Genomic DNA, 7,576 nt, shown 5'->3' with positions numbered 1-7,576 from the left:
CCCAGGCCGACGAGCGCCGCCGCCCCGCGCCACCGCCCGAGCACGATCACGGCGATTGCGAACAGGCCCGCCAGCCAGAGGAGCGAGGACCGGCGCTGGCGGTCCGCGAACTGGTAGTCGAAGCCGGGGTCGGCCTTCGGGTTGAAGGCGAGGACGACCCGGTCGCCCACGGTGAAGGTCGGGGTGGACGGGGCACGCGGGAACTCCTGGTCCCGCGTCTGGCCTCGCTGCGGCCCTTGGGTGAGACGGAACCGGACCTGCTCGCACGTGGCGCCCTGGCCGGGCAGCGTCCCGCTGCAGGGCCCGTGCCGAACCCTCGTGACCGTGGCCGCGTCGACCCGGCTCGGCAGCCCGAGCCGCGCGGCGCGGGTGCGGGGGTCGGTGTGCGGCCAGAGGAGCACCATCCCGAGCCCCGTCATCCCGGCCACGAGCACCACCACCGCGGTCAGGACCCGCCGGGCGGGTTTCGAAGGGTTCGCCGCGGCCGGCGCGTCGTGCGCGTGGCCCATCGCCGCGAGTGTGATCGACCCGGCCGCGTCGGCCGCGGCAATCGGGCCCGATGCCGCGCCGCCGGTCCCGGCGGCCGACGCCGCGACGGCCGCCGACCGTGCGTCAGACTCCGGTGATGACCGGACTCGATCCCGTCTCCACGTTTCGGCTCGACGGGCGCGTCGCCATCGTGACCGGGGCGAGCTCGGGACTCGGCGCTCGCTTCGCGAGGGTCCTCGACGCCGCCGGCGCCAGCGTCGTGATGGCAGCGCGACGGATCGAGCGCCTGGAGGCGCTCGCCGTCGAGCTCCGCGACGCGCACCCGGTGGCGTGCGACCTCTCACGACCGGAGGCGCCAGACGCGCTCCTCGACGCGGCGCTCGATCGATATGGGCACGTCGATGTGCTCGTGAACAACGCCGGGATCGACCACATCGAGCCCGCCCTCGACCAGACCGGCGCCGCCTTTCGCCAGGAGCTCGCCGTCAACCTGACCGCGCCGTTCGAGCTGTCGCGGGGCGTCGCCCGATCGATCATCGCCGCCGACGGCCGGGGGTCGATCGTCAACGTCGCGTCGCTCTGGGCCCTCGTCGGGGTGGGTCAGATCCCGGACGCGGGCTACGCGGCGTCGAAGGGGGGCCTCGTGAGCGTGACGCGCGAGCTCGCGGCCCAGTGGGCCCGGCACGGGGTGCGCGTCAACGCCCTCGCTCCCGGCTGGTTCCGCAGCGAGATGACGGTCGGGCCGGGACGGATGTTCGGGAACGAGCGCTCCGAGGCCTGGATGGCCCGTCGCACGCCGATGGGTCGCGGCGGGGAGCCGCACGAGCTCGACGGGGCCCTGCTCTTCCTCGCCTCCGACGCCAGCAGCTTCGTGACCGGTGCCGTCCTCGTGGTGGACGGCGGCTGGACCGCGATCTGAGCCTGGCCGCACCGCGCCTCACGAGGCCGCCGGTGGGCGCCGCGGCTCCGGCCTCGTGGCTTAGCCCTGCTGCAGCTCGTGGAGGTCGGCGAGCACCTGGCCCGCGAACGCTTGGACGTCGGCGACCTCGTAGGACTTCCGGATGACGCCCTCCGGGTCGATCAGGTAGGCGATCCGCTTCGCGAACTTCACCTTCTCGGTACCAGGGTCGCGGACCTCGTACGCGACCCCGACCTGCTCGTCCCAGTCCGAGAGCAGCCGGAACGGGAAGTCGAACTTCTCACGGAAGGCCTTGTTCGCCCCGGTGTCGTCGAACGACGCGCCGAGCACGACGACGCCCATGGCTTCGTAGTCAGAGGCCTGATCCCGCAGGCCCTTGCCTTGAATCGTTCAGCCAGGCGTGTCGGCCATCGGGTACCACCACAGCAGCACCCACTGACCGCGCTGGTCGGCGAGCCGCACCGGGTTCCCGTCCTGGTCCGGCAGCGTGAAGTCGGGGGCCGTCGTCCCTTCCGCCAGCATCAGCATCCTCCCGAGGTCGGCGCGCACGGTACCGCGTCCGCCCCGGCTGGGGTGGTCTCCACGCGGGTGACCCGCCGCCCGTCGGCCGAGCGGGCGGACTCGGTCGAGCGGGCGGCGGGGGTCAGGAGCGGGCGGCTCACGCGCCGCCCGTGCCGCCGGTGGTGCTCGAGGCGGGCACGATCGTCACCGTCCCCGCGTTGACCTGGCCACCACTACTCGGCGTGCTGAAGTCCGGTCGCACGGTGACCCGCTCGCCCGCCGTGACGTCGGTCATGGCGGCCGAGACGCTCTTCTGGAAGGCGGTGGCGGTGCCGACGACCACCTTCACGCTGCCGGCGTTCGTGGTGATCGTGATCACGTTGCCGTTGATCGACGCCACCGTCCCGGCCACGCCGCCGAAGCCGCCCCGACCGCCGCCACCCCCGCCACCCCCGCCGCCACCACCGCCGGCTCCGCCGCCGGCGCCGTTCCGGCTCGCGCCGCCGCCCCCCGTGGCCCCGCCGAGCAGGGCGCGGAAGCCGCCGAGCTGCTGGACCGTGCCGGTGACGTTGCCGCGTGGCAGTGAGCCGCTGGCGGTCTGCCGCAACGCGTCGGCGAGGCTGCTCGGTCCGGAGCTGGCGGTGCCGCGCCCGATGAAGAACCCGGCGACGAGTCCGACGACGAGGGCGGCGGCCGCGGCCCAGACGGCTTGGACCGGGACGCGGGACTGGCGCTCCTCGGGCATCGGGACGTCCGGGGTGGTCGCGGTCATGACGTGCTCCTGGGTCGGGGTCCGGTCACGCGGCCTCGAGCTGGCCGTCGCGCAGGGTCAGGCGGCGGTCGGCGAGATCGGCGACCGACGGCTCGTGAGTGATGACGACGATCGTGCGCCCCTGGGCGTGCAGCCGGCCCAGCAACGACAGCACCTCGGCCCCGGACGCCGTGTCCAGGTTCCCGGTGGGCTCGTCGGCGAGGAGGAGGGCCGGGTCGGTCACGAGCGCGCGCGCGATCGCCACCCGCTGGGTCTCGCCACCGGAGAGCTCCCCCGGGTCGTGGTCGGCCCGCTCCTCCAGCCCGACCGCGTCCAACGCCCGGCGGGCGGCCTCGAGGCGATCGGCCCGACGCGCGCGGCGGTACACGAGCGGGGTGGCGACGTTCTCGAGCGCGCTCGTGCGCGGCAGGAGCTGGAAGGACTGGAACACGAACCCGATGTAGCGGTTCCGCAGCTCCGCCTGGCGACTGTCACCGAGGCGGGCGACGTCGGCGCCTTCGAGCTCGTAGCTCCCGAGGTTGGGACGGTCGAGCAGGCCCAGGATGTTGAGGAGCGTCGACTTGCCCGAGCCGGACGGCCCGAGGATCGCCACCCACTCCCCCGTCGCGACCTCGAGCTCGATGCCGCGCAGCACCGGGACGAGGACCGAGCCGCGACGGTACGTGCGGTGCACGTTGTGCATGCGCACCACGTGCCCGCGCTCAGACGCGTCGACCGCATGGGCCATCGTCGGGAGGGTACGCAGCCGCGCCTAAAGGCGCGGTAAGCGCGCGGGCACGCCTTACAGCCGACTTATCTCGCCGTCAATACCTTCGAGACCAGTCGACGTGGCAAGGAGCTCGCATGCCGAGATGGCGCGCCTCGCGGCGCACCGGGGTGTTCGTGGGCATTCTCGTGATCGTGGTCGGCGCGGGCGTGGGAACCGCGATCGCGGTCTCGGGCTCGAGCTCGTCGAGCGGGTCGAGGCTGATCACGGCGGTCGCTCAGCGCGGCAACGTGTCCCAGGCGGTGAGCGCGCCGTTCACGCTGGCGTTCGGCACCAGCGCGACGGTGTCCCTGCCGAACGCGGGCGCGGTGGTGCCGACCACCGGCGGGGTCGTGACCGGGCTCCACCTCTCGGTGGGCCAGGCGGTGCCCACACTGGCGTCGCTCGCCGAGATCAACGGGACCCCCGTGTTCGGGATCCCGAGCTCGCAGCCCCTGTACCGCAACATCGTGGACGGCGACACCGGCCCCGACGTGCAGGCGCTGCAGGACGCGCTGAACGCAACCGGCAACAGCACGGCCGGTGACCCACCGGGGACGTTCGGGTCGGCCACCCTGAACGCCCTCGACCAGTGGCAGCTCAGCGTCGGGGTCGCCGAGACCGGGGAGGCGGCCCTCAACGCCCTCACCTGGTTCCCGCCGCACGCGGTGGTGCTCAGCCTCTCGGCCAGCCTCGGGTCGAAGGTGCAGGCCGGCGGGGCCCTCGCCAGCGTGGCCGACCAGACGAGCCTCGTCGCCCAGGCCGACGTGGCCCAGGCCGACGTGCCGAGCGTCAAGGCCGGTCAGCCGGTGACGATCACCTTCGATTCGCTGCCGGGGACGACCGAGCACGGCGAGGTCGCGGGCCTGCCGGCGCAGGCCGAGACCTCGAGCGGCAGCACCACCGCCGGGAACAGCACTCCCGTCCAGTACCTCGTGAACATCGGCCTGGCCGGACTCCCGCCGAACGCGCGGTCGGGCATGACCGGTCAGGCCCAGATCGCGGTGCAGAGCCGCACCGACGTCGTCGTCGTGCCGAGCGCCGCCGTGCAGGGCAGCGCGGCCCAGCCGACCGTGCAGGTGGTCGTGAGCGGCCACGCCGTGACCCGACCGGTCCAGGTGGGCCTGGTCACGAACACCAACACCGAGATCCTGGCCGGCGTGCAGCCGGGCGACGTCGTCGTCGTCGGTCGCCAGCAGCTCGGTGCGGCGCCGAGCACCGCACCGGTGACGGTCGGCGGCGGCGGCGGGGGCGGGGGCTTTGGCGGCGGCGGCGGCTTCGGGGGTGGCGGTGGAGGTGGCGGTGGCGGCGGTCGCGGGGGCTGATGGTCGCCGAGTCCATCCGCCTGGCGCTCGGGCGCCTGCGGGCCAACGTCCTGCGCTCGGCCCTCACGGTGCTCGGCGTGGTCATCGGCGTGGGGGCGATCGTCACGCTCGTGGCCGTCGGCCGCGGCTCCGCCAACGCGGTGAGCGCACAGTTCGCCGGCCTCGGCGCCGACACCCTGACCGTCAGCCAGGGCCGGGGTTTCTCTGGCGGGCTGCGCGGGGCCGCGGGCACGGGGACGCCCCTCAGCTTCAACGACGCGGCGACGCTCGCCCGAGACCCGCAGATCGCGTCCACCGCGCCGATCGTCCAACGACAGCTCAACGTGTCGTACGGCGGGGTGAGCGAGACCACCGCGGTCCAGGGGACCACGCCCGGCGTGGTGCGGACCGACCACCTCACCGTGGCCACCGGGGCGTTCTTCTCCAGCTTCGCCAACGCGAAGGGCCTGCGCGTGGCCGTGCTCGGCGCCACGCTGGCCTCGGACCTCAACCTGTCCGGCACGAGCGCGCCCGGGACCATCGTCCAGCTGGGCAACACGCCGTTCGTGGTCATCGGCGTCCTCGAGCCCCAGGGCGGCGTCGGGTTCCTGAACCCGGACGGCGACGCGCTGATCCCGATGCAGGCGATGCTCGGGCGTCTCGTCGGCTCGAACGCGACCGTCAGCCAGATCCGCGTGCAGGCCAGGCCCGGCTCCGTCAACACGTTCGGCAACGCCGTCGAGGCCGACATGCGCGCCGCCCACAACCTGAGCACGACGCAGGCCGACGACTTCCTCGTCATCAACCCGACGACGATCGTGGCGGCCCGCAAGCAGTCGTCGACCGACTTCACGAGGCTGATCACCGCCATCGCCGCCATCAGCCTCGTCGTGGGAGGGATTGGGATCGCCAACGTGATGCTGGTCGCCGTCCGCGAGCGCACTCGGGAGATCGGCGTGCGGCGTGCCCTCGGGGCCCGCCGGCGTGACGTGCTCGTCCAGTTCCTGACCGAGGCGACCGTCCTCAGCGCCGTCGGCGGCGGCATCGGGGTGCTCGCGGGGCTCGGCCTCGCCTACCTGCTGCCGTCGATCTCGTCCCAGCAGACCTCCGTCTCGTACCTCGCCGCGCTGCTCGCCTTCGCCGGCTCCGGGCTCGTGGGCGTCGTCGCCGGTGTCGGGCCCGCCAACCAAGCCGCCGCGCTCGAACCGGCGTCGGCGCTGCGCTACGAATAGCGGCCAACATGCGAGTGCTTGTCGTGGAGGACGAGGTGCCCCTTGCCGACGCGCTCGCGCGAGGCCTGCGCCGGGAGGGGATCGCCGTCGACACCGCGACCGACGGCGACATGGCCCTCGAGAAGGTGGCGATCACGCCCTACGACGTGGTGGTCCTCGACCGGGACCTGCCGCGGGTGCACGGCGACGCCGTGTGCCAGACCCTGCGGGCCGGGGGCAGCACGGCGCGAATCCTCATGCTGACCGCGTCGGGCACGATCGAGGACCGGGTCGCGGGCCTGAACCTCGGCGCCGACGACTACCTGCCGAAGCCGTTCGCCTTCGTCGAGCTCCTGGCCCGGATCCGGGCCCTCGGCCGGCGCCGCCCCGTCGCCCCCGACCTGGTCCTCGAGCGGGCGGGCGTGCGCGTCGACCCGGCCCGGCACGACGTCAGCCGCGGGGGCGCGCCGATCGTGCTCACCCCGAAGGAGCTCGCCGTCCTCGAGGCCCTGCTGGTCGCCGACGGCGCCGTCGTGAGCCCCGAGGCCCTCCTCGACCAGGTCTGGGACGAGCACGTCGACCCGTTCACCAACGTGGTGCGGGTGACGATCATGACCCTCCGCAAGAAGCTCGGTGCGCCGCCGCTCATCGAGACGGTGGTCGGCGCGGGGTACCGGATCCCGTGACGGCGGCCCGGCGCGGCCTGACGATCCGGCTGCGGCTGACGCTGCTCGTCGGCGCGGTGCTGATCCTGGCCGGCAGCATCCTGCTCGGGCTCACGTACCTGCTCGTGCGTCACAGCGTCAACAGCAACCCGGCCCAGGTCCGGGCCGAGGTCGCCCGCCGCCTCGGCGTCGGGTCGAACACGCTGCGACCCGAGCCCGGGACCTCGAACGGGGCCCGGCGTCCGGGTGACCCCCGCCGAGGGCTGTTCCGGGAGGTGCAGCGCGAGATCACGAACGAGAACCTGCACCGCATGCTCGTGGAGTCGGGCATCGCGCTCGGGGTCCTCGCCGTCGGCTCGGTGGGGATTGGCTGGGTCGTCGCGGGCCGGATGCTGGCGCCCCTCCACACGATCACGACGACGGCCCGGCGGCTCTCGGACCTGACGCTCCACGAGCGCATCGGCCTCGAGGGACCCGCGGACGAGCTCAAGGAGCTGGCGGACACCTTCGACGCCATGCTCGAGCGCCTCGATCGGGCCTTCATGAGCCAGCAGCGCTTCGTCGCCGACGCGTCGCACGAGCTGCGCACGCCCCTGGCCGTCATCCGGACCGAGGTGGACGTGACGCTCGCCGACCCGGCGGCCACGCCGGCCGACCTCCGGGCCATGGCCGAGGTGGTGCGCGACGCAACGATCCGCAGCGAGGCGCTCGTCGACGGCCTCCTCACGCTGGCCCGAACCGGCGCCGCGCCGAGCACCGACCGGGCCGTGGATCTCGCCGACGTCACGGCCGAGGTCATCGACCGGCTGGCCCCCGAGGCCGACGCGCTCGAGCTGGCCCTCGACCTGAGCCTGGAGCCGGCGCCGGTGCGAGGCGACCGGGCGCTGCTCGACCGCCTGGTCGAGAACCTGGTCGAGAACGCGCTGCGCTACAACACGCACGGCGGCTGGATCTCGGTCGCCACCGGCGC

The 7,576-nt window shown here is 73.8% G+C and carries 9 protein-coding genes; 5 read left to right on the top strand and 4 right to left on the bottom strand.

The window, feature by feature from the left end; all coding sequences use genetic code 11:
- A partial coding sequence (locus VG869_10000) for a YibE/F family protein (protein ID HEV3451527.1) occupies nt 1-509 on the bottom strand: 509 nt, incomplete at its 3' end.
- 116 nt (nt 510-625) lie between these two features.
- On the opposite strand from VG869_10000, the gene VG869_09995 reads away from it, so the two are divergent.
- Nucleotides 626-1,408: an SDR family oxidoreductase gene (locus tag VG869_09995; GenBank protein HEV3451526.1), complete on the top strand. Its 783-nt coding sequence runs from the start codon at nt 626-628 to the stop codon at nt 1,406-1,408.
- A 60-nt stretch (nt 1,409-1,468) separates the two neighbouring features.
- Here the strand turns inward: VG869_09995 and VG869_09990 are convergent, their stop codons facing one another.
- The 3 genes from VG869_09990 to VG869_09980 all read right to left on the bottom strand — a co-directional run bounded on the left by VG869_09990 (nt 1,469) and on the right by VG869_09980 (nt 3,408).
- Nucleotides 1,469-1,930, bottom strand: a complete 462-nt coding sequence (locus tag VG869_09990) for a peroxiredoxin (protein ID HEV3451525.1) — start codon at nt 1,928-1,930, stop codon at nt 1,469-1,471.
- Nucleotides 1,931-2,066: 136 nt separating this feature from the next.
- Nucleotides 2,067-2,681, bottom strand: a complete 615-nt coding sequence (locus VG869_09985) for a hypothetical protein (protein HEV3451524.1) — start codon at nt 2,679-2,681, stop codon at nt 2,067-2,069.
- A gap of 25 nt (nt 2,682-2,706) precedes the next feature.
- Complete coding sequence (locus tag VG869_09980; GenBank protein HEV3451523.1) at nt 2,707-3,408, bottom strand: ABC transporter ATP-binding protein; 702 nt, start codon at nt 3,406-3,408, stop codon at nt 2,707-2,709.
- Between the two features lie 116 nt (nt 3,409-3,524).
- Between VG869_09980 and VG869_09975 the strand changes: the two genes are divergently transcribed.
- The 4 genes from VG869_09975 to VG869_09960 all read left to right on the top strand — a co-directional run.
- On the top strand, nt 3,525-4,751 hold the full coding sequence (locus VG869_09975) for an efflux RND transporter periplasmic adaptor subunit (GenBank protein ID HEV3451522.1): 1,227 nt from the start codon (nt 3,525-3,527) through the stop codon (nt 4,749-4,751).
- Nucleotides 4,751-5,962 carry an ABC transporter permease gene (locus VG869_09970; GenBank protein ID HEV3451521.1) on the top strand — a complete coding sequence of 404 codons (1,212 nt, stop codon included), beginning with the start codon at nt 4,751-4,753 and terminating at the stop codon, nt 5,960-5,962. Before VG869_09975 ends, VG869_09970 begins: the two co-directional genes overlap by 1 nt.
- 8 nt (nt 5,963-5,970) lie before the next feature.
- Nucleotides 5,971-6,627, top strand: coding sequence for a response regulator transcription factor (locus tag VG869_09965; protein ID HEV3451520.1), 657 nt, complete (start codon nt 5,971-5,973; stop codon nt 6,625-6,627).
- A partial coding sequence (locus tag VG869_09960) for a histidine kinase dimerization/phospho-acceptor domain-containing protein (GenBank protein HEV3451519.1) occupies nt 6,624-7,576 on the top strand: 953 nt, incomplete at its 3' end. The genes VG869_09965 and VG869_09960, both read left to right, overlap by 4 nt.

It is taken from the genome of Acidimicrobiia bacterium (assembly GCA_035948415.1).
Lineage (GTDB): Bacteria > Actinomycetota > Acidimicrobiia > IMCC26256 > PALSA-555 > PALSA-555.
Note: the sequence above shows the minus strand (reverse complement) of the source record. Positions and strands in the feature narration are given on the sequence as shown.

Bases quoted from the DNA above. Each gene is read 5' to 3' on its own strand.
- VG869_09995 (HEV3451526.1), top strand. From the start codon at position 626: ATGACCGGACTCGATCCCGTCTCCACGTTTCGGCTCGACGGGCGCGTC.
- VG869_09985 (HEV3451524.1), bottom strand. From the start codon at position 2,681: ATGACCGCGACCACCCCGGACGTCCCGATGCCCGAGGAGCGCCAGTCC.
- VG869_09980 (HEV3451523.1), bottom strand. From the start codon at position 3,408: ATGGCCCATGCGGTCGACGCGTCTGAGCGCGGGCACGTGGTGCGCATG.
- VG869_09975 (HEV3451522.1), top strand. From the start codon at position 3,525: ATGCCGAGATGGCGCGCCTCGCGGCGCACCGGGGTGTTCGTGGGCATT.
- VG869_09970 (HEV3451521.1), top strand. From the start codon at position 4,751: ATGGTCGCCGAGTCCATCCGCCTGGCGCTCGGGCGCCTGCGGGCCAAC.
- VG869_09965 (HEV3451520.1), top strand. From the start codon at position 5,971: ATGCGAGTGCTTGTCGTGGAGGACGAGGTGCCCCTTGCCGACGCGCTC.